Consider the following 20,143-nt stretch of genomic DNA (forward strand, 5'->3'; position numbering starts at 1 on the left):
CGCGGTCCAGACAACCGCTCGTCAGTGCCCGCCGAACCGGCGGGCGCCCATCAGGACGGCGAGGTGCACCGCGGTGGTCGACGCGAGCACCAGGAACGGCGCGGTGGGCGAGCGCCCGCCCTCGCTCGCCGAGCCGGCGATCACCGCGACGCCGAGGGCGAGCGGCACGATCAGCAGCAGGCGCACCAGGAAGCGTCCGTCGGGGCGCAGGTTGAGCAGCACCGCCCAGCCGATCGCCAGGACGCCGACGGAGAGCACCAGCCCGAGCGAGTAGTCGTACGCCGCCCCGAGCATGGTCGCGACCAGGAACGCGACCAGCACGATCACGACGACCAGGAACCTCGGCTTGCCGACCACGCGCCGACCCTACGTCGGATCAGTCGACCTGGACGGCCGCACCGCTCTCGACGAGGGCGTCGACGCCGTCGATCCCCCAGGCCGCCAGTGCCTCCCGGGTGTGCGCGCCGGCACCGGGAGCCGGCGGGGAGGACAGCGTCGCGCCGGTCCGGGAGAACCGCGGCGCCGGCTGCGGCTGCATCAGCCCGTGGTGCTCGACGAAGACCTCGCGCGCCTTCATGTGCGGGTGCTCGAAGGCCTCGGTGATCGGCAGGATCGGTGCCACGCAGGCATCCGTGCCGTCGAAGACCGCGCACCACTCGGCCTGCGTCCGGCTGCCGAACTTCTCGGTCAGGATCGCGCGCAGCTCGTCGGCCTTGGAGGCGTCGAACCGGTCCGGCGCCACCTCGCGGATCTCCAGGAGGTCGACGAGGACCTCGTAGAACTGCGGCTCCAGCGCACCCACCGACATGTGCTTGCCGTCGGAGGTCTCGTAGATGTCGTAGTACGGCGCACCGCCGTCGAGCAGGTTCGTAGCCCGCTGCTCCTTGAACCCGCCGCCGGCCAGGAAGGCTGCGGTCATCGCGTTCAGGTTCGCGGTGCCGTCGACGATCGCGGCGTCGATGACCTGGCCCTGGCCGCTGACCTTCGACTCCAGCAGGGCGGCGAGGATGCCGATCACCAGGTACGTCGAGCCGCCGCCGAAGTCGCCGACCAGGTTCGTCGGGAACTGCGGCTTCCCCGGCACCTGGCCGAGGCCGTGCAGGGTGCCGGTGATCGCGATGTAGTTCATGTCGTGGCCGGCGACCTGGGACCACGGACCGGTCTGGCCCCAGCCGGTCATCCGGCCGTAGACCAGCTTCGGGTTGCGGGCCAGGCAGTCCTCCGGCCCGATCCCCATCCGCTCGGTGACGCCCGGGCGCATGCCCTCGATCAGCACGTCGGCGTCCTCGACCAGCTGGAGCACGGTCTCCACCGCGGCCGGGTCCTTGAGGTTCAGCGCCACGCTGGGACGGCCGCGGTTGAGGAAGTCGTGGCTGCCGCCGGTCAGCAGCTGCCCGCCCGGCCGCTCGATCCGGATCACGTCCGCGCCGAGGTCGGCCAGGATCATGCAGGCGTGCGGGCTCGGCCCGATCCCGGCGATCTCGACGACCTTGATGCCCTTGAGCGGTCCGGTGCCCTGTCCCAGCGCGATAGTCATGACGGGATCATGACAGAGTCACTGTCACGGTCGGCCCGTCGCCCGAGGGTTGACCCGGAACGACCCTCAGAGCACCCGCTGGAGGAACGCCCGGGTGCGCTCCTCGCGAGGCGCCGTGAAGATCTGCGCCGGCGGGCCCTGCTCGAGGATCCGGCCCTGGTGCAGGAAGCAGACGCTGGTGGCGACGTCGCGCGCGAACGCCATCTCGTGGGTCGCCAGGATCATCGTCATCCCGGCCTCCGCCTCCGCCCGGACGATCTCCAGCACCTCGCCGACCAGCTCGGGGTCCAGCGCGGCGGTGATCTCGTCGAGCAGCAGCAGCTTCGGCTCGGTACAGAGCGCGCGCACCAGGGCGACCCGCTGCTGCTGGCCGCCGGAGAGCTGGTCGGGGTGGACGGACGCCTTGTCGGCCAGGCCGAAGCGGGCGAGCAGGGTCCGCGCCCGGTCCTCCGCGTCCCGCCGGCCGACCCCGCCGGCGCGGACCGGGGCGAGGGTGCAGTTCGCCAGCACGGACAGGTGCGGGAACAGGTTGTACGCCTGGAAGACCATCCCGATCTCGCGCCGGACCGCGCGCGGGTCGATCCGCGGGTCCGTGATCTCCCGTCCGCCGAAGCTGATCACGCCGTCGTCGACCTGCTCCAGCAGGTTGAGGCAGCGCAGCAGGGTGGACTTGCCGGAGCCCGAGGAGCCGATCAGGCAGATCACGTCGTGCTTGGCGACGGTCAGGTCGATGTCGTCGAGGACGACGTTGTCGCCGTACGACTTGCGCAGGTTCTCGACCTGCAGGAGCACCTCGGTCATCGGCCCCGCTCCCGGATCAGTGCCCGGCGCCCGAGCCAGTCGGTGAGACGCGCCAACGGGATCGTCAGCGCCAGGAAGAAGAGCCCGCTGACCAGCAGCGGGGTGTAGTTGAAGTTGTAGTTGCCGTAGTCCTGGGCGGCGAACAGGCTCTCGAAGACCCCGACCGAGGCCACCAGCGAGGTGTCCTTCTGCAGCGAGACGAAGTCGTTGAGCAGCGGCGGCATCACCCGGCGGATCGCCTGCGGCAGGACGACGTACCGGGTGGTCTGGGCGCGCCCGAGTCCGAGCGCCTCGGCGCTGGCGATCTGCGACGGGTGGATCGAGTCGATGCCGGCCCGGATCACCTCGGCGACGTACGCGCCGTAGCAGAGCACCAGCGCGAAGGTGCCGAGCACGGTCACGTTGGTGGGGATGCCCTCGATCCGCAGTGCCGGGACGCCGATGCAGATCACGAAGACCACCAGCAGGGTCGGCAACCCGCGGAACACGTCGGTGTAGATCACCGCCACGATCCGCAACGGGGTCAGCCACGGGGTGACGGTGTTGCGGGTGACTGCGACCAGCACGCCGACGACCAGGATCAGGATCTCGCCGACCACGAACATCTTGATGTTGATCCAGAAGCCCTTGGCGATCGCCGGGAAGGCCTCCTTGGCGTGGTGCCAGGACAGGAAGAGTGCCTTGAACTGGTCCCAGCCCTCGGAGCTGGTGACGACCAGCCCGAGGGCGACGAAGACCGTGACCGTCACGACCGCCGCCAGCAGACCGCGGCGGCGGCGAAGAGCCCGCCGGACCGCGCGCCGTTCCTGCTCGCGCGGGCTCGGCTCCCAGGTCAGGTCCGAGGAGCTCACTTCAGGACGGGGACGTTGACCGTCTCGGAGAGCCACTGCTTCTCGATGCCGGCCAGCTCGCCGTTGTCCTTCAGGGTGCCCAGCGCCTTGTCGACGCACCCGGTCAGCTCACTGCCCTTGGCCAGCAGCAGGCCGAACTCCTCCTGGGTGCCGGTCGTGGGCTGGAACTGGCCGAGGATCGACGAGCCCTCGATCTCGGCGGCGGTGATGTAGAACGCCGTCGGCAGGTCGGCCACGATCGCGTCGACCTGACCGTTGAGCAGCGCCTGCTTGGCGACGTTGGTGTCCTTGAAGACGACCGGGTCCGAGGTCGGCTTGATCTCGTCGCGGACCGCGGTGAGGCTCGTCGTACCGGTCTGGGCGCCGAGCTTCAGGTTCTTCAGGTCGGCCAGCGAGGTGGCGGCGACCTTGTCCTTGTCCAGCACGATCACGGCCTGGGCGGCGGAGTAGTAGCCCTCGGAGAAGTCGACGGCCTTCTGGCGGGCCGGGGTGATCGAGATCTGGTTGATGTCGAAGTCGAACTTCTTCGGGCCCGGTGCGTAGGAGTTGTTGAACGGGATCTTCGTCCAGACCACGTCGGCCTTGTCGAAGCCCATCTCCTCGGCGACCGCGTACGCGACGGCGGACTCGAAGCCCTCGCCGTTGGTCGGGTCGTTCTTCGCGAACCACGGGTCGTACGCCGGGGAGTCGGTGCCGATCGTCAGCTTGCCAGCCGTGGTCAGCGGCAGCTCGGAGACGTCGCAGGTGCTCGGCTTCCCGGCGGACGGCTCCTCCTTGACCGAGCCGCAGCCAGTGGCAACGGCGAGCATCAGGGGTACGGCGACAAGGGCGGCAGGGTGCAGGCGCATGGATCGAATGGTAGGCCTTCGACCCCGCCGCTGAACAATGTGCACCGAAGCAGTGGACTAGTGCATCGCGTGCACGACCGCGTGCCCCTTGCCCCGCAGGATCAGCCAGCGGTTCACCGGCACCGTGAGCACGAAGGCGATCGCCAGCGCGGCGGCGAGGCTGCCCCAGAACACGAACGAGCCGAGCCCGGAGTCCATCGCGCCCGGGATCGCCACCATGAAGCCGTTGTCGATCACCTCCATCACCACGATGGAGACGGTGTCGGCCGCGAGCGCGACCCTGACTGCCGCACCGACGTCCAGGCCGGCGCGGCGAGCGGCCGAGAAGGTCAGCAGGTAGCCGAAGAAGAACGCCAGCGCGACCGCGAGCGCGATGCTCGGCACGGTCGACCATCCCCACCAGGTCGCGAGGACCAGGCCGAGGACCTCGCCGATCGCACAGCCGGTGAGGCAGTGCAGGGTCGCCGAGATCGCGGTGCGCCAGCCGGTGTCGGCGTGGTGCTCGTGGTGCTGCTCGTGGGATTCCATGGTCGGACCAAGATACCCTATGGGGGTATCTATTTCGCAACTGGCGTGACTCGAACCACTATGCAACTAGTTGCACACTCCGCAGATCCGGGGCACAGTTCTCTCGTGGCCCTCGAACACGCGCTCCTCGTCGCGCTCAGTGAACGCCCGGCCGCCGGGCTGGAGCTGGCGCGCCGGTTCGACCGCTCGATCGGCTTCTTCTGGAGCGCTACCCACCAGCAGATCTACAAGGTGCTCCGCCGGATGGAAACCGACGGCTGGGTCACCGCCGAGACGATCGAGCAGACCGGGCGACCGGAGAAGCGCGAGTACACGGTCACCGATCTCGGCCACAAGGTGCTCGCCGAGTGGATCTCGACCACCACCCCGCGCGCCGGCTTCCGCAGCGAGATCGCGGTGAAGATGCGGGCCGCGTCGTACGGCGACCGGAAGGCCCTGCTCGCCAACATCGCCGAGCTGATCGCCGACCACCAGGTGCGGCAGGAGCACTACGAGGCGATGGCCGCGAGGGACTACCCGGACCCCGGCGTGCTGAGCGGCCAGGACCTCGACACCTACCTGGTGCTGCGCGGCGGCATCCTCCAGGAGACCTTCTGGATCGCCTGGCTCAACGAATATCTGGAGGCACACGCATGAGCTACGACCACCTGCTGAGCCCGATCACGCTCGGTGACCTGACGCTGCGCAACCGGGCCGTGATGGGCTCCATGCACACCGGCCTCGAGGACTACTTCTGGGACCTGCCGAAGCTCGCGACCTACTTCGCCGAGCGCGCGGCCGGCGGGGTCGGCCTGATCATCACCGGCGGGTACGCGCCCAACAAGCGCGGCTGGCTGAAGCCGTTCGCCAGCGAGATGACGACCCGGCTGCAGGCGCAGCGGCACCGCCAGGTCACCGACGCCGTCCACGAGGCCGGCGGCGCGATCGCGATGCAGATCCTGCACGCCGGCCGGTACGGCTACACCCCGTTCTCGGTCTCGGCGTCGGCGAAGAAGGCCCCGATCAACCCGTTCAAGCCGAGCGCGCTGTCGACCAAGGGCGTCGACCAGACCGCGACCGACTTCGCCCGGTCGGCCGGTCTCGCGAAGAAGGCCGGCTACGACGGCGTCGAGATCATGGGCTCCGAGGGCTACCTGATCAACCAGTTCCTCGCCGAGCGCACCAACCAGCGCACCGACAAGTGGGGCGGGTCGGCGGAGAACCGGATGCGGTTCCCGGTCGAGATCGTCCGCCGGACCCGGGAGACCCTCGGCGAGGGGTTCCCGATCATCTACCGGCTCTCGCTGCTCGACCTCGTCGAGGGCGGCCAGACCTGGGACGAGGTGATCCAGCTCGCGCACCTGGTCGAGGAGGCCGGCGCGACCGTGATCAACACCGGCATCGGCTGGCACGAGGCCCGGGTGCCCACGATCATCACCCAGGTCCCCCGCGGCGCCTGGACCTGGACGACCGCGCGGCTCAAGGAGGAGGTCTCGATCCCGGTCTGCGCCTCGAACCGGATCAACACCCCCGAGCTCGCCGACACGCTGATCGCGGACGGCACCGCCGACCTGGTCTCGATGGCCCGGCCGCTGCTGGCCGACCCGGAGTTCGTCAACAAGGCGGCCGCCGAGCGCGCCGACGAGATCAACACCTGCATCGCCTGCAACCAGGCCTGCCTGGACCACGTCTTCAAGAACAAGAAGGCCTCCTGCCTGGTGAACCCGCGCGCCTGCCGGGAGACCGAGCTGGTGCTCACCCCGACGGTCCGGCCGCGCGAGGTCGCCGTCGTCGGCGCCGGGCCCGCCGGGCTGAGCGCCGCGGTCGCGCTCGCCGAGACCGGCAACAAGGTGACGCTGTTCGAGGCGAGCCCGCAGCTGGGCGGCCAGTTCCGGCTGGCAATGCAGATCCCCGGCAAGGAGGAGTTCGCCGAGACGCTGCGCTTCTACACCCGGCGGCTCGAGGTCCTCGGGGTCGACGTACGGCTCTCGACGACGGCGGACGCGGACGCGCTGAGCGGTTTCGACGAGGTCGTGATCGCGACCGGCGTCACCCCGCGCGTCCCCGGCATCCCCGGGATCGACCACCCCAAGGCGGTGCTCTACTCCGACGTGCTCAACGGTGACGTCGTCGTCGGCAAGAAGGTCGCGGTCGTCGGCGCCGGCGGCATCGGCGTGGACGTCTCGGTCTTCCTGACGCACACCGCCGAGACGGTCGAGGACTGGCTGGCGCACTGGGGCGTCGGCGACCCGGCCCTGCACGCCGGCGGCCTGACCGCGCAGAAGGACCGCGAGCCGGCCCGCGAGGTCACCCTGATCCAGCGGAAGACCGGCATGATCGGGGCCGGCCTGGCCAAGACCTCCGGCTGGGCGCACCGTGCCGTGCTCAAGCAGTCCGCGGTCAAGCAGATCAGCGGAGCGACGTACGACCTCATCGACGACGCGGGCCTGCACCTCACCGTCGACGGCAAGCCGCAGGTGCTCGACGTCGACCACGTCGTGATCTGCGCCGGCCAGGAATCCGTCCGCAGCCTGTACGACGACCTGGTCGCCGCCGGCCGCCCGGTGCGGATCATCGGCGGCGCCGACGTGGCCGCCGAGCTGGACGCCAAGCGGGCGATCGCCCAGGGCGTCGAGCTGGCGTCGGCGGGCTGACCTACTCCGACGCCTCGCGACGCAACCAGTACCCGGCGAACGAGGCGGCCAGCAGGGTCAGGCCGGTCACCATCACGCCGCCGATCACGCCGAGGTCGCCCGAGGTCCAGTCGCTGACCGCCTCGGGGACCACGAAGGTGATCCCGACGACGGCCGCGGTCAGGTACGGCCAGGCCAGCTGGGCCAGGTACATCAGCACCGAGCCGACCACGATGCCGGCGGTGAGCACGTAGCCGAGGGCGTGCCGGTCGCTGGCCAGCGCGATGAACTGGGCGCCGAAGACAGCCGTCGAGCACCCCAGCGACCGGGCGATCGTGCGCTGCGCGAACAGTCCGGACTCGGTGACCACCAGCCAGATCACGCCCACGAAGAAGAACGCGCCGCCGACGCCGAGCGCCTCCTCGTCCAGGGACGCGGCCCAGGTCGGTGCCGCCACCAGGGCACCGCCGAGGACGGCGAGCAGACCGGCCGCCGAGGAGGCGAGCCGGTAGCCGACGAAGCCCACCAGCATGGTGACCAGGCCACCGGCGAACCCGGGCCAGTAGGTGTCGAAGGAGCCGTCGTGGATCGCGTCGACCGCGATCGCCACCGCGAACCCAGCGGTCACCGCGGCACCGGCGAGCAGCGTGCCGGCCAGCCTGCGCCGTACCTCGTTGCCCGCCAGCACGGCCAGCGAACCCCGGGCGACCAGCCCGGCGCCGCCGAGGATCGCGGTCACCAGCACCATCGCGACGACCTGCCCGACCTCGCCGAGGTCGTCCCAGGTCTGCGCCATGAAGAGCAGCCCGGCCGCGAGCACCAGGGCGGCGCCGAGGTAGGCGACCACCTCGACCAGCTTCGGCAGCCCCGCCTGGGCCTCGACCTTCGGGGCCTCGAGGCCGCCGGCGACGACACCGCGAGCGCGTTCGGCGTCCTCGGGACGGACCAGTCCCTGAGCGACGAGGGCCTCCGTGACCCGATCCACAGCAGAGTTCATGGCGCCTACCGTCCCAGGATCGGGGCAGGACGGCCAGCACTTCACCGCAATCGGCGTCCCGGGCGCCTCGACGCTCTACGCGTGCTCGGTGTCGTGCTCGTGATCCCGGTGCGAGGCAGGCTCCACCTGGAAGGTCGCGTGGTCGATCCCGAAGTGCGCCTCGACGCAGCCGGTCAGGTCGTCGAGCACCTGGCCGACCCCGCGCTCGGCGAGCGCCTCGTCGGTCACGGTGATGTGCGCCGACAGCGCCGGCATCCCGCTGGTGATCGTCCAGGCGTGCAGGTCGTGGACGTCGACGACCCCGTCCATCGCGCACAGGTGCCGGCGGACCTCCTCGACGTCGAGGTCGCGCGGCGCCGACTCCAGCAGGATCCCGCCGGCCTCGCGCAGCAGCGCCCAGGCGCGGGGCAGCACCAGCGCGGCGATCACCAGGGACGCGATCGAGTCGGCCCGGAGGAAACCGGTGGTGGCGACGAGGACACCGGCGACGATCGCGGCGACCGATCCGAAGGTGTCGCTGAGCACCTCGAGGTAGGCGCCCTTCATGTTCAGCGAGGAGTCCTTGCGGCGGGTCAGGATCACCACCGAGACCACGTTCGCCGCCAGGCCGATCGCGGCGAAGACCAGCATCTGCCCGGCGTCGACGTCGGCCGGGTCGAGCAGGCGACGGGTGCCGGCCACCGCGAGGTAGCTGCAGACACCGAGCAGGACCAGCGCGTTGATCACCGCCGCGAGGATCTCGACCCGGTGGTAGCCGAAGGTGCGGCGCGGGCTGGCCGGCCGGGTGGCGATCAACGAGGCCGACAGGGCGATCAGGATCCCGGCGGCATCGGTGAGCATGTGGCCGGCGTCGGCCAGCAGCGCCAGCGAGCCGCTCCACCAGGCGCCGAGCGCCTCGACCACGACCACGGTCGAGGTGACCGCGAGGACCAGGACCAGGCGTCGACGGTCCTCGGCACGCCCGCCGGCGTGCGAGTGATCGTGCGAATGTCCGGCTCCCATGCGCCCAGGATAGTGACCGGGAGTACTACCGTTCCTCAGGTGGACTCCGCACCGGTCCCCGCGGCCGCGAGCAACCTGCCCATGACCGGCATCATCGTGCCGGTTCGTGAGGCGGAGACCCTGGTGCGCGCCCGGATGCTCCAGGTCACCCCGGAGCTGCTGCCGCAGGACCGGAGCCTGGTCGCGCACATCACCCTGCTGGCGCCGTTCCACCCCGAGAGCGACGTCGACGACGCGATCGTCGAGCACCTGGCCGGGTTCTTCGCCGAGGTGACCCCGTTCGGGTTCGAGCTCACCGAGCTCTGCGAGTTCCCCCGTGGCATCACCTACCTCGCACCCGAGCCGGCCAGCACGTTTCGCCGGCTCACCGCCGAGCTGCACCGGCAGTTCCCCGAGTTCCCGCCGTACGGGGGCGAGTTCGACGACATCGTCCCGCACCTGACGGTGCCGCTCACGCCGGGCGAGACCACCGACGACCTGCGCACGGCCCTCGGGTCGATGCTGCCGATCCATGCATTCGCCCGCGAGGCACTCCTCGTCCACGCTGAAGAAGGGGCCACCCACGTGATCGCCACATTCCCGTTCGGAACGACCGCGGCATGACCGGCCTGGAGGCGGTCGGCGTCTGGGTCGCCGACAGCCGGCGCACCCTGATGCCGCCGACCACGTTCGCGGTCTCCGCCGGCGAGATCGTGGTCGTGTACGGCGACCCCGGCCACCAGCACACGCTGCTCGCCCTGGCGCTCGGCGGCCGGTTGGTGCCGGCCGGCGGCGAGGTGCTGCTCGACGGCGACGACACCCTTGCCGCTTTGCAGCGCTCGGTCGCGCTGGTCGACGTACCGGGGGTGAGCGAGCCGGACGACATCAGCCGGCTCGGCACCATCGTCGGCGAGGAGCTGGCGATGGCCGGGCGCCCGGCCCGTGCCGCGCACGTCGAGACCTGGCTGACCGCGAACGGGCTCTGGGCGCGGCGCAAGGATCGGATGGAGGACCTGCCACCGGGGACGCGGAGCCTTGCGCTGGCCCGCCTGGCGACGCAGCGCTCCGGACTGGCCTGCCTGGTGCTGGCGCTCCCCGAGCGGCACGGGATCGACGCCGACGGCTGGCTGGAGACGGCGACCTGGCTGGCGGGTGAGGGCTTCGCCGTCGTCGCCACCACCTCGGTCGGCGTGGCCCGGCAGATCGAGGCGCTGGCCCCGCAGGTGCGGACGGTGCGCTTCGGCAACACCGAGTTCCGCGAACCCGAGCAACCCGACGAACCCGGCGACCCGTTCACCCCTGAGGAGGTCCGGCCATGACCGCGCTCCGGATGGCATTCACCGAGCTGCAGCGGATCACCTCCGGGCGGCTGCGACGACTCTCGGTCCTCGCCCTGGTCCTCGTGCCGACCCTGTACGGCGGCCTGTACCTCTACGCGAACCACGACCCCTACAAGAACCTGGACCAGGTCCCGGCCGCCCTGGTCGTGCTCGACGACGGCGCCACCGACCCGTCCGGGAACCCGCTGAACGCCGGGCGCGAGGTAGCCGATCAGCTCCTCGACAGCGAGTCCTTCGCCTGGCACGAGGTCGGTGCGACGGCGGCGGAGGACGGCGTCAGCGAAGGGCGCTACTCGTTCGCGCTCACCATCCCGGCGGACTTCTCCGCGGCGCTCACCTCGTCGGCCCGGTTCGATCCCGAGCAGGCCCGGCTGACGATGACCACCAACGACGCGAACTCCTACCTGTCCACCACGATCGCCGACAAGGTCACCAGCAACGTGCGTGAAGCGCTGAGCGAGCGGGTCAGCAGCGAGGCGGCCAGCCAGTTCCTGCTCGGCTTCGGCGAGGTCCGCGGCTCGCTGACCGAAGCCGCCGACGGCGCCGGGAAGATCGCCGCGGGCGCCGGGAAGGCTCGGACGGGCAGCGCCCAGCTCGCGAAGGGAACGACCCGGCTGCGGTCGGGAGCGGCCGAGCTGGCCACCGGTCTCGGCACCTTGCGGTCCCGGACGGCGGCACTGCCGCGCCAGACCGACGCCCTCGCCGACGGCGCCGCCCAGGTGGCTGCCGGCAACGCCCGGATCGCCCAGGTCGGCGACAACCTCGCGGCGTTCTCGGAGGCGGCGCGCAACTCCTACTACGACCACCGGGCCGAGCTGATGAACCGGATGGCGGCGATCGGCCTGACCCAGGCGCAGCAGAACCAGATCCTGGCGATCTACAACGAGCTCGAACGTCCGGTCGTCGCCGCCGACGGGGCGGTCCAGGACGGTGCCGCCGACCTGCGCCGGCTCTCCCGCGGGGCCAACCAGGTGTCCACCGGTGCCCGCTCGCTGGCCAACGCGATGCCGGCGCTGGTCACCGGGATCAGCGATGCCGGGGCCGGGGCGGCTCGGTTGCGCACCGGGACGAACCAGCTCGCGAGCGGAGCGAAGACGCTCGACACCGGCCTCGGCGACCTCACGACCGGTGCACGCACGCTCTCCGAGAAGCTCACCGCGGGTCTGGCCGACATCCCCGACGTGGACGCGGACCAGCGCGAGCGGATCGCCGCCACGATCGGTGACCCGGTGGCGATCAGCAACGTCGCGGAGACCAAGGCCGCGTCGTACGGGGCGGGGCTGGCGCCGTTCTTCATGGGGCTGGCGGCCTGGATCGGCGCCTACGTGCTGTTCCTGCTGGTGCGGCCGCTCTCGAAGCGGGCGATGGCGGCGAACCAGGCACCGTTCCGGGTCGCGTTCGGCGGCTGGCTGACCCCGGCGCTGGTCGGCGTGGTCCAGGTGACGGCACTGCTGGGCGTGGTCGCGCTCGCGGTGAAGATCGTCCCGGAGAACCTGCTCGGGACCTGGCTGTTCCTGATCCTGATGTCGGCCACCTTCGTCGCGATCGTGCACGCGCTGAACGCGTGGTTCGGGTCGGCCGGGCAGTTCCTCGGGTTGGTGCTGATGGTGCTGCAGCTGGTCACCGCCGGCGGGACGTTCCCGTGGCAGACGATCCCGCAGCCGCTGCACGGCCTGCACCACCTGCTGCCGATGAGCTACGCGGTCGACGGTCTCCGGCAGCTGATGTACGGCGGGCTCTCCACGCTCGTGGTCCGCGACGCGCTGGTCCTGCTCGCCTGGCTCTGCCTCGCGATCGCCGCCTCGACCTGGGCCGCCCGCCGCCAGCGCATCTGGACCGTCCAGCGCGTCAAACCCGACCTCGTCCTCTAACGTCGAATAGGCCGGATTGGACCTTCGAGTGGGCCGGTTTCGTCGGCGAGCTGCGCAGATCGGGCCCACTCGACGTACCGAAAGGGCCTCTTCGACGAGAATGGGGACGTGAGCATCGAGGTACGGCGGGGGGACGAGCGGTTCGTGACCCGGGCCGAGGGGCGCACGACCCGGCACTCGTTCTCCTTCGGGTCCCACTACGACCCGGCGAACCTCGGCTTCGCGGCGATGACCGCGCTCAACGACGAGGAGCTCCCCGACGGGACCGGCTACCCCGACCACGCACACGCGGACACCGAGATCGTCACCTGGGTGCTGGACGGTGCGCTCCGGCACACCGACGCGGCCGGCAACACCGGGCTGCTGCTCCCCGGTGACGTCCAGCGGATCAGCGCCGGAGCCGGGATCGTGCACGCCGAGGTCACCGAGCCCGGCGTGCGCACCCGCTTCCTGCAGACCTGGTTGCGCCCCGACGAGTCCGGCGGAGCGGCGTCGTACGCGGTCTCCCGGGGCGGGACCGGGAGCGACCTCACCGAGGTGGTCGGGCCGGGCGGGCTCGGCCTCGGGGTAGCCGGGGCCCGGCTGTACGTCGCCACGGCGGCCGCCGGCGAGATCCGGCTCCCGGACGCCCCGCTGCTGCACGTGTTCGTCGCGGACGGGCAGGTCGAGGTCGGCGCGGTCCGGCTCACCGCCGGTGACGCTCGGCGGGGCGAGCACGGCGCCGGCGTGCTCGACGCGAACGACGCCGCCCGTCGACAGGACGAGCGCCCCGGCACCACGCTCCGCGCGGGCGACGCCGCCCGGCTGGCCGACCACGGCGAGAGCACCCTGCGGGTCCTCGAGGCGGGGCCGGTAGCGGTCTGGGCCTTCGGCACGTGAAGGACACCGATCGCCGGTATCGTTCGCGGCACCGCCCAGGGAAGTACCGAGGAGAACGACTGTGACGAACCGTGCCGAAGGCCGTGGTGGCCGGCTGGTCGACCAGGCCAAGGTGGCCCTGCACTCCGCGCTCCAGAAGCGGAACCTGGACCTGGTCCGGAACCCGTTCCCGGTGCAGGTCGCGACCGCGATGAAGTGGCTTGAGCTCGGCACCGTGCTCGACATCGGCGGCAACATCGGCCAGTACGGCGCCGCCCTGCGCGCCAGCGGCTACCAGGGCCGGATCATTTCCGCCGAGCCGCTCAGCGACGCCTTCCCGCACCTCGCCCGCCGGGCCGCGAACGACTCCGGCTGGACGACGCTGAACACCGCCGTCGGCTCGGCGCCCGGGGAGATCGAGATCAACGTCTCCGCGAACTCCTACTCCAGCTCGATCCTGCCGATGACCGACGCGCACAGCCTGGCCGCGCCCGGGTCGGAGTACGTCCGGTCCGAGAAGGTCGCGATGACGACCATCGCCGAGATCCTCGGGTCCCAGGGCGTCGACCCGGCGAAGACCCTTCTCAAGATCGACACCCAGGGGTACGAGGGCGCCGTCCTGGACGGTGCCGGCGACGCGCTGGCGCAGTTCGCGGCCGTTCAGCTCGAGCTCTCCATGGTGCCCCTGTACGACGGCGCCCCGCTCTTCGAGGACCTCGTCCAGCGGATGACGGAGGCAGGGTTCGGGATCTTCGCGCTCGAGGGCGGGTTCGGCGACCCGCGCACCGGCCGGATGCTCCAGTGCGACGGGTTCTTCGTCCGCAACGAGCTGATGCCGGACCCCTCCGGCACGTTCTAGCGTTCCCGGACTCGCTCGCACCCGGACTTGCTCCGACCCGGACGCGGGCGCGCACACGCAGACGCGCACGCCAACCCGGACGCGCGCGCCAACCGGACGTCGAGCTTGTCGAGACGTGGTGACGTCCGCGCAGACTCGCACCGCATCTCTACAGGCTCGATGTCCGGACCCAGCTAGGGGATCAGCACCCCGGGGTTCAGGACCCCCGTCGGGTCGATCCGCTCCTTGACCGCGCGCAGCATCTCGACACCGACCGGGCCGATCTCCTCGGCCAACCACGGCTTGTGGTCCTGGCCGACGGCGTGATGGTGGGTGATCGACGCGCCGTTGTGCACCATCGCGTCCGACGCGGCAGCCTTGGCCGCGAGCCACTGCGGGAGCGGCTCCTCCGACGCCTTCGTCGCGACGGTGAAGTAGAGCGACGCACCCGTCTCGTAGACGTGCGAGATGTGGCAGAGCACCAGGGTCTCGGCACCGAGCGAGGCGACCAGGGCATCCTTGACCGCGGTGTAGACGTGGTCGAGGTTCGACCAGAAGGTAACCGTCTCCATCGTCTCGACGAGCACGCCGACATCGAGGAGCGAGTCCCGCAGGTACGGGCCGTGGAAGCGACCGTCGGCCCAGGCCTGACCGCTGTCGGGGCCCTGGTTCTCGCCGCCGAGTCCGGCGAGCAGCGCGGTGACCGCGGCCTTCTTCGCCTCGACCGCAGCCGGGGTGCCCTCGTAGCCGGTGATCATCAGGCAGCCGCCGGCCGACTCCCCGCCGACCTCGCTCGGCTTCGCCAGGTTGATCGCGGTCTCGTTCTCGTCGGAGAGCCGGAGCACGGTCGGCAGCATGCCGGCCTGGGCGAGCGTGCGCATCGCGGCCGCGCCCTCGGCGAACGACGGCCAGCGCCAGCCCTCGTAGGTGCGGACCTCGGGCAGCGGGCGGACCCGGACCCGGACGGCGGTGACGACACCGAACGCGCCCTCCGAACCCATCACGAGCTCGCGCAGGTCGGGTCCGGCGGCGTTGGCCGGCGAGTTCCCGAGCTCCAGCGTCCCCTGCGGGGTCGCGACCTTGAGGCCGACGACGAGCGAGTCGAAGCGGCCGTAGCCGGCGGAGGACTGACCGGAGGACCGGGTCACCGCGAAGCCGCCGATCGAGGCGTACTGGAACGACTGCGGGAAGTGGCCCAGGGTCAGCCCCTCGGCCGCGAGCAGCGCCTCGGCGGCCGGACCGCGCAGGCCCGGTTCGAGGACGACGGTCATCGAGTCGCGGTCGACCTCGACGAGCTTGTCGAAGCGGAGCAGGTCCAGGCTGACCACCCCGGCGAAGCCGTCGCGACGAGCGGCCAAGCCGCCGACGACCGACGTACCGCCACCGAAGGGCACCAGCGCGACGTGGCGGCGTACGGCCCAGTCGATGAGCGCGACGACCTCGTCGTGGTTCGCCGGGCGGACGACGGCGTCCGGGGAGTCCGAGCCGTCGCCGCTGCGGATCTTCAGCATGTCCGGCGTCGACTTGCCGCGGGTGCGGTGCAGCCGGGTCTCGTGGTCGGTGAGGACGTGGGCGGCGCCGACGATCTCGGCGAGCTCGGCCACCAGGTCGGCGGCCAGCGGCTCGGTGAGCCGGACGTCGGCGGGGGCGACCGCCGGGGTCTCGCGGGTGCCGATGAAGGTGTCGACCAGGGCGAAGGCGGACTCGGCGAGCGGGCCGGCCTCGGCCGGGTCACCCCAGCGGGACCAGTGCATCTCGGCGGCGGTCGGGTCGGAGATGGGGCTCGGGTGCGTCGTCATGTGTTACAGTGTTACATATGATGTCCCACTGTCACAACCCTGGGTTTGCCGGATGAGCGCCGTACCGGAGTCGCGCACCTCGGAGGACCTGGCCCTCGACGCCGCCCGCGAGGCGATCCTCGCCGTGGGCTGGAGCCGTACGACGCTCACCGACATCGCCCGCCGCGCCGGCCTCAGCCGGATGACGCTCTACCGCCGCTGGCCGGAGATGAGCGCGCTCCTCGGCGACCTGATGACCCGCGAGTGGGCCGGCCTGGTCGACCTCGGCGGACGGTCCGCGAACCACCGCGAGCGCCTCGTCGACGGCATCGTCAGCACCGTCCGCGCGCTGCGCGCCAACGAGCTGTTCACCCGGATCATCGAGCTCGACCCCCAGATGCTGCTCCCCTACCTGCTGGAGCGCCCCGGTCGTTCCCAGGAGCTGGTGCTGACGCTGACCACGGCCGAGATCACTGCGGGCCAGCAGGCCGGCGAGATCCGGGACGGCGATCCGCGACTGCTCGCCCGGACGCTCCTCCTCACCGCCCACGGCTTCACGCTGTCGGCGCAGACCATGACCGGTGACGGCCTCGCCGACGCCGACTTCGATCGCGAGCTCGCGCTCCTCGTCGAGAGGTACCTGACGCCATGAGCACCGGACGCATCACCGCCGGGTCCGCCGGCATCCCGGAGTCCACCGACGTCCTCGTCATCGGCCTCGGGGTCACCGGCGCCGGCGTCGCCCTCGACGCGGCCGCACGAGGCCTGGACGTCGTCGCCGTCGACGCATTCGACGTCGCCTGGGGGACCTCGCGGTTCTCCTCCAAGCTCGTGCACGGGGGGCTGCGCTACCTCGCCAAGGGCCAGGTCGCGATCGCCCACGAGAGCGCGGTCGAGCGCGGCATCCTGATGGAGTCGACGGCGCCGCACCTGATCCGCGCCCTGCCGATGGTGATCCCGCTGACCTCCGACGTCACTGCGTTCCAGGCGTTCCTGGCCCGGCGCGGCGTCGGTGCCGGGGACCTGCTGCGCAAGGTCGCGCGCACCGGCCGCGAGACGCTGCCCAAGCCCCGCCGGATCAGTGCGACCGAGACCAAGGCGCTGGCCGGCGTGATCCGCCGCGACACCCGCGGCGGGGTCCTTTCCTGGGACGGGCAGCTCGAGGACGACGCCCGCCTGGTCGTCGGTCTCGCGCGTACCGCTGCCGCCGAGGGCGCCCAGGTGCACACCCGCACCCGCGTGCTCGAGGTGACCGGGGACGGCGCGCTGCTCCGCGACGAGCTGACCGGTGAAGAACGCCGGATCACCGCGAAGGCCGTCATCAACGCCACCGGCGTCTGGGCCGGCACGCTGATCCCCGGCATCGTCCTGAAGCCGAGCCGCGGCACCCACGTGGTGCTCCGCGCAAGCAGCCTGCCCAGCGTCCGCTGCGCGATCATGGCGCCCGTCCCCGGCTCGTCGAACCGGTTCGTGTTCGCGCTGCCGCAGCCCGACGGGAACATCTACCTCGGGCTCACCGACGAGGAGGTCGACGGCGAGATCCCGGACGTCCCCGAGGTGCCGGAGGAGGACGTCACGTTCCTGCTCGACGTGATCTCCCGGGTGCTGGAGACGCCGCTCACCCGCGACGACGTCGTCGGGGCGTACGCCGGTCTCCGGCCGCTGCTGAAGAGCGACGGATCCACGGCCGACCTGTCCCGCAAGCACGCCGTGCTGACCTCGGACACCGGCGTGATCACGATCGTCGGCGGCAAGCTGACCACCTACCGGCGGATGGCTGAGGACGCCGTCGATGCCGCGGTGGCTCAGCGGTCGCTGGCGGCCGGACCGTGCCGCACCAAGGCACTGCCGATTCTCGGCGCCGCGGACGCCGACACCCTGGCGCACGTCGCCGCACCGCCCCGCCTGGTACGCCGGTTCGGCACCGAGGCGCCGGACGTGCTGGCGAACGCGCTCGCGCACGGGCTCTCCGAGGAGGAGGCGCTGACCCCGGTCAGCGCGACCGTGCCGGCGACGCTCGCCGAGCTCGTCTTCGGGATCACCCACGAGGGCGCCGCCGACGTCGACGACCTGCTGGACCGTCGTACCAAGATCGGGTTGGTGCCGGTGGATCGGGAAGCCGCGCTGCCGCTGGCGCAGCGCGCGTTCGACGTCGTCGCGCGAGCGCGGACGTAGGCCGGGCGCGACCCTCACCGCGTCTCGACAGGCTCGACGTCCGGGCTCCCCCCGGTCCGGGCGACCGTGAGGTCGGCTGGGCCGGGCGCGACCCTCACCGCGTCTCGACAGGCTCGACGTCCGGCCCGCGCACCCTCAGGCCGGGTGCACCAGCCCGTTGTCGTAGGCGTAGACGATCGCCGCGGGCCGGTCCCGCAGGTCGAGCTTCGTGAAGATCCGGCCGATGTGGCTCTTCACGGTCAGCTCGGAGATGAACAGGTCCTCGGCGATCTCGGCGTTGGAGCGTCCGCCCGCCATCGCGCAGAGCACCTCGAGCTCGCGCGCGGTCAGGATCTCGCGGACGTCGCCGGACGCGTGCGAGACCGGCGCGCTCTGCCGGTAGCTGTTGAGCACCCGGCCGGTGACGGCCGGATCCAACCAGGAGTCTCCGGCGGCGACCGCGCGGACCGCACGGATCAGGTCCTCGGCCGAGGAGTCCTTGAGCAGGAAGCCGGCGGCCCCGGCCCGTAGCGCGCCGGAGAGCATCTCGTCGTCGTCGAAAGTGGTCAGCACCAGCACGGGCGGTGCGTCCGGCTCGGCGGCCAGGGCGCGGGTCGCGGTGATCCCGTCGATCTCGCGCATCCGCAGGTCCATCACCACGACGTCGACGTCCCCGGCGCTCGCGAGCGCGTCGGGCACCTCGGCGCCGTCGCCGCACTCGGCGACGATGTCGAACCCGTCGCGCTTGCGCAGGATCCGGCGCAGTCCGGAACGGACCAGCTCCTGGTCGTCGACGAGGACGACGCGGACCTCGGCGCCAGGGGCCGAAGCCCCTCCGCGCCCGTCACGAGCGTTCACCACGCCAGCCTCCCGGACCGGTGCGCGGAGCGGAGCGGGCAGGAGAGCAGACCGTTGCGCTCGCGCAGCGGCACCACCAGGTCGACCAGCCAGTCGCCGTCGACGGCCGTCGTGGTCAGCCGCGCGCCGAGCTGCTCGGCCCGGGCGCTCATCCCGGCGAGGCCGGACCCGGCGCCGTCGCTGACCACCTTCGCCGGCAGCGCGTTCCGGACGACGAGGCGCGCCTCCCGCGAGGTCACCGAGAACCGCACCCGCGCGGTGCTGCCGGGGGCGTGCTTGGCGATGTTCGCCAGCGACTCCTGCGCGATCCGGTAGAGGCCGAGCCCGGTCGCCTGGGCGAGCCTGCCGGGGTCGCCTGCCTCGTCGTACTCGACGTGCAGGCCGGCGCGCTCCAGCTGGGCGACGAGGTCGGCAATGTTCGACCCGCTCGGCAGCGCGCGCGTCTCCGACGGTCCGTCCGCGAGCGTGCTCACCGTCTGCCGGATGTCCACCATCGCCTGCCGCCCGACGCGCTCGGCGTCGGCGAGGGCTCCGTCGATGTCGGCGACCGCGGCGTCCTCGCCCTCGATGTCGCCGAGGGCGTGCCGTGCGCCGGTGATCTGGAGCAGCGTGACCGACAGCGAGTGCGCGACCAGGTCGTGGATCTCGCGCGCGATCCGCTCGCGCTCGGCCAGCGTGGCGCGCGCGTACTCGCCCTCGCGGGCGGCGCGCTCGGCGGTCAGCGCGCGCATCTGCCAGAGCAGCATGTAGCCGACGACGAAGCCGAGCGGTACGTCGACCAGGTGCACCGGCGTACCGTCCAGGCCGGGTCCGGCGGCGGCCGCGCCGATCATCGCGAGCGAGATCCCGCTGACGACCAGGCCGTTGCGGATGCCGTCCCGCGCCACCACCTCGGCGGTGATGAGCGCGAGCAGCGCCGGGGCGACGTCGAGCGCCGTACCGGGTCCGACCGGGTTCCACAGCAGCAGCGCGGCGGCGCCGAGGCCGGCGACCGTCTCGGCGGTGTGCGCGAGGTGCCGGTTGAAGCCGATCATCCAGATGCCCGGCAGGATCACCAGCACCAGGGCGGCGGTGACCGGCTGCACCGGCCAGAGGGCGTCGCGCAAGCTCAGCGCGATGCCGACGGCACCGACCTGACCGAGGATCGCGACGACCGGGATCCACCACGGGTAGGCCAGGCCGTGGGCCGCGATGTGCTCCTCGATCCGGGTACGCAGCCAGCCGCCCGGCCCGGGAACGGGTTCCGCGGCAGGCGGGTCGGCGTAGGGGTCATGAGGGCGCACGGACCCAG

20 protein-coding genes are annotated in these 20,143 nt (G+C 71.7%); 9 read left to right on the forward strand and 11 right to left on the reverse strand.

Annotation, left to right across the window (positions count from 1 at the left end; translation table 11 throughout):
• Window positions 1–21: 21 nt before the first annotated feature.
• The 6 genes from EFK50_RS20210 to EFK50_RS20235 all read right to left on the reverse strand — a co-directional run bounded on the left by EFK50_RS20210 (window position 22) and on the right by EFK50_RS20235 (window position 4,565).
• On the reverse strand, window positions 22–357 hold the full coding sequence (locus EFK50_RS20210; protein WP_123229391.1) for a hypothetical protein: 336 nt from the start codon (window positions 355–357) through the stop codon (window positions 22–24).
• A 19-nt stretch (window positions 358–376) separates the two neighbouring features.
• Window positions 377–1,537, reverse strand: coding sequence for a CaiB/BaiF CoA transferase family protein (locus EFK50_RS20215; protein WP_123229392.1), 1,161 nt, complete (start codon window positions 1,535–1,537; stop codon window positions 377–379).
• 66 nt (window positions 1,538–1,603) lie between these two features.
• Window positions 1,604–2,338 (reverse strand): amino acid ABC transporter ATP-binding protein, encoded by a 735-nt coding sequence (locus tag EFK50_RS20220; RefSeq protein WP_123229393.1) that lies wholly within the window; start codon window positions 2,336–2,338, stop codon window positions 1,604–1,606.
• A complete protein-coding gene (locus EFK50_RS20225) occupies window positions 2,335–3,189 on the reverse strand; it encodes an amino acid ABC transporter permease (protein WP_183407938.1) in 855 nt (284 codons plus the stop codon). The genes EFK50_RS20220 and EFK50_RS20225 overlap by 4 nt, the downstream gene beginning before the upstream one ends.
• Window positions 3,186–4,037 (reverse strand): ABC transporter substrate-binding protein, encoded by an 852-nt coding sequence (locus EFK50_RS20230; protein ID WP_123229394.1) that lies wholly within the window; start codon window positions 4,035–4,037, stop codon window positions 3,186–3,188. Before EFK50_RS20230 ends, EFK50_RS20225 begins: the two co-directional genes overlap by 4 nt.
• A gap of 57 nt (window positions 4,038–4,094) precedes the next feature.
• The gene (locus EFK50_RS20235) at window positions 4,095–4,565 is read right to left on the reverse strand and encodes a DUF4396 domain-containing protein (RefSeq protein ID WP_123229395.1); all 471 of its coding nucleotides are present in this window, start codon (window positions 4,563–4,565) and stop codon (window positions 4,095–4,097) included.
• Between the two features lie 105 nt (window positions 4,566–4,670).
• On the opposite strand from EFK50_RS20235, the gene EFK50_RS20240 reads away from it, so the two are divergent.
• Together EFK50_RS20240 and EFK50_RS20245 are read left to right on the forward strand one after the other, a co-directional pair.
• Entirely contained in the window at window positions 4,671–5,201 is a 531-nt protein-coding gene (locus EFK50_RS20240) for a PadR family transcriptional regulator (protein WP_123229396.1), read from the forward strand.
• On the forward strand, window positions 5,198–7,198 hold the full coding sequence (locus tag EFK50_RS20245) for an NADPH-dependent 2,4-dienoyl-CoA reductase (RefSeq protein WP_123229397.1): 2,001 nt from the start codon (window positions 5,198–5,200) through the stop codon (window positions 7,196–7,198). The genes EFK50_RS20240 and EFK50_RS20245 overlap by 4 nt, the downstream gene beginning before the upstream one ends.
• A gap of 1 nt (window position 7,199) precedes the next feature.
• Here the strand turns inward: EFK50_RS20245 and EFK50_RS20250 are convergent, their stop codons facing one another.
• Together EFK50_RS20250 and EFK50_RS20255 are read right to left on the reverse strand one after the other, a co-directional pair.
• Window positions 7,200–8,174: a DUF2157 domain-containing protein gene (locus tag EFK50_RS20250; RefSeq protein WP_148046244.1), complete on the reverse strand. Its 975-nt coding sequence runs from the start codon at window positions 8,172–8,174 to the stop codon at window positions 7,200–7,202.
• A 75-nt stretch (window positions 8,175–8,249) separates the two neighbouring features.
• A complete protein-coding gene (locus EFK50_RS20255; protein WP_123229399.1) occupies window positions 8,250–9,176 on the reverse strand; it encodes a cation diffusion facilitator family transporter in 927 nt (308 codons plus the stop codon).
• Window positions 9,177–9,215: 39 nt separating this feature from the next.
• On the opposite strand from EFK50_RS20255, the gene EFK50_RS20260 reads away from it, so the two are divergent.
• The 5 genes from EFK50_RS20260 to EFK50_RS20280 all read left to right on the forward strand — a co-directional run bounded on the left by EFK50_RS20260 (window position 9,216) and on the right by EFK50_RS20280 (window position 14,083).
• Complete coding sequence (locus EFK50_RS20260; RefSeq protein WP_183407939.1) at window positions 9,216–9,779, forward strand: 2'-5' RNA ligase family protein; 564 nt, start codon at window positions 9,216–9,218, stop codon at window positions 9,777–9,779.
• A complete protein-coding gene (locus EFK50_RS20265; protein ID WP_123229401.1) occupies window positions 9,776–10,474 on the forward strand; it encodes an ABC transporter ATP-binding protein in 699 nt (232 codons plus the stop codon). Before EFK50_RS20260 ends, EFK50_RS20265 begins: the two co-directional genes overlap by 4 nt.
• Window positions 10,471–12,366 (forward strand): YhgE/Pip family protein, encoded by a 1,896-nt coding sequence (locus EFK50_RS20270; RefSeq protein ID WP_123229402.1) that lies wholly within the window; start codon window positions 10,471–10,473, stop codon window positions 12,364–12,366. The genes EFK50_RS20265 and EFK50_RS20270 overlap by 4 nt, the downstream gene beginning before the upstream one ends.
• A 108-nt stretch (window positions 12,367–12,474) precedes the next feature.
• Entirely contained in the window at window positions 12,475–13,245 is a 771-nt protein-coding gene (locus EFK50_RS20275) for a pirin family protein (protein WP_123229403.1), read from the forward strand.
• Window positions 13,246–13,306: 61 nt separating this feature from the next.
• The gene (locus EFK50_RS20280) at window positions 13,307–14,083 is read left to right on the forward strand and encodes an FkbM family methyltransferase (protein ID WP_123229404.1); all 777 of its coding nucleotides are present in this window, start codon (window positions 13,307–13,309) and stop codon (window positions 14,081–14,083) included.
• 173 nt (window positions 14,084–14,256) lie between these two features.
• On the opposite strand, the gene EFK50_RS20285 is transcribed toward EFK50_RS20280, so the two are convergent.
• A complete protein-coding gene (locus EFK50_RS20285; RefSeq protein ID WP_246004252.1) occupies window positions 14,257–15,861 on the reverse strand; it encodes an FAD-binding oxidoreductase in 1,605 nt (534 codons plus the stop codon).
• Between the two features lie 52 nt (window positions 15,862–15,913).
• Between EFK50_RS20285 and EFK50_RS20290 the strand changes: the two genes are divergently transcribed.
• Together EFK50_RS20290 and EFK50_RS20295 are read left to right on the forward strand one after the other, a co-directional pair.
• Entirely contained in the window at window positions 15,914–16,492 is a 579-nt protein-coding gene (locus EFK50_RS20290) for a TetR/AcrR family transcriptional regulator (protein WP_123229405.1), read from the forward strand.
• A complete protein-coding gene (locus tag EFK50_RS20295; RefSeq protein WP_123229406.1) occupies window positions 16,489–18,015 on the forward strand; it encodes a glycerol-3-phosphate dehydrogenase/oxidase in 1,527 nt (508 codons plus the stop codon). The genes EFK50_RS20290 and EFK50_RS20295 overlap by 4 nt, the downstream gene beginning before the upstream one ends.
• A gap of 135 nt (window positions 18,016–18,150) precedes the next feature.
• On the opposite strand, the gene EFK50_RS20300 is transcribed toward EFK50_RS20295, so the two are convergent.
• Complete coding sequence (locus tag EFK50_RS20300; protein WP_123229605.1) at window positions 18,151–18,852, reverse strand: response regulator transcription factor; 702 nt, start codon at window positions 18,850–18,852, stop codon at window positions 18,151–18,153.
• Window positions 18,849–20,135: a sensor histidine kinase gene (locus EFK50_RS20305; RefSeq protein WP_123229407.1), complete on the reverse strand. Its 1,287-nt coding sequence runs from the start codon at window positions 20,133–20,135 to the stop codon at window positions 18,849–18,851. Before EFK50_RS20305 ends, EFK50_RS20300 begins: the two co-directional genes overlap by 4 nt.
• Window positions 20,136–20,143: the final 8 nt, after the last annotated feature.

It is taken from the genome of Nocardioides marmoriginsengisoli, from assembly GCF_003725695.1.
GTDB classification, from domain to species: Bacteria; Actinomycetota; Actinomycetes; order Propionibacteriales; family Nocardioidaceae; genus Marmoricola; species Marmoricola marmoriginsengisoli.

What these genes read in the sequence shown, in the direction of transcription:
- EFK50_RS20215 (WP_123229392.1), bottom strand. Translation starts at nt 1,537, where the DNA reads ATGACTATCGCGCTGGGACAGGGCACCGGACCGCTCAAGGGCATCAAG.
- EFK50_RS20220 (WP_123229393.1), bottom strand. Translation starts at nt 2,338, where the DNA reads ATGACCGAGGTGCTCCTGCAGGTCGAGAACCTGCGCAAGTCGTACGGC.
- EFK50_RS20230 (WP_123229394.1), bottom strand. Translation starts at nt 4,037, where the DNA reads ATGCGCCTGCACCCTGCCGCCCTTGTCGCCGTACCCCTGATGCTCGCC.
- EFK50_RS20235 (WP_123229395.1), bottom strand. Translation starts at nt 4,565, where the DNA reads ATGGAATCCCACGAGCAGCACCACGAGCACCACGCCGACACCGGCTGG.
- EFK50_RS20245 (WP_123229397.1), top strand. Translation starts at nt 5,198, where the DNA reads ATGAGCTACGACCACCTGCTGAGCCCGATCACGCTCGGTGACCTGACG.
- EFK50_RS20250 (WP_148046244.1), bottom strand. Translation starts at nt 8,174, where the DNA reads ATGAACTCTGCTGTGGATCGGGTCACGGAGGCCCTCGTCGCTCAGGGA.
- EFK50_RS20255 (WP_123229399.1), bottom strand. Translation starts at nt 9,176, where the DNA reads ATGGGAGCCGGACATTCGCACGATCACTCGCACGCCGGCGGGCGTGCC.
- EFK50_RS20265 (WP_123229401.1), top strand. Translation starts at nt 9,776, where the DNA reads ATGACCGGCCTGGAGGCGGTCGGCGTCTGGGTCGCCGACAGCCGGCGC.
- EFK50_RS20270 (WP_123229402.1), top strand. Translation starts at nt 10,471, where the DNA reads ATGACCGCGCTCCGGATGGCATTCACCGAGCTGCAGCGGATCACCTCC.
- EFK50_RS20285 (WP_246004252.1), bottom strand. Translation starts at nt 15,861, where the DNA reads ATGACGACGCACCCGAGCCCCATCTCCGACCCGACCGCCGCCGAGATG.
- EFK50_RS20290 (WP_123229405.1), top strand. Translation starts at nt 15,914, where the DNA reads ATGAGCGCCGTACCGGAGTCGCGCACCTCGGAGGACCTGGCCCTCGAC.
- EFK50_RS20295 (WP_123229406.1), top strand. Translation starts at nt 16,489, where the DNA reads ATGAGCACCGGACGCATCACCGCCGGGTCCGCCGGCATCCCGGAGTCC.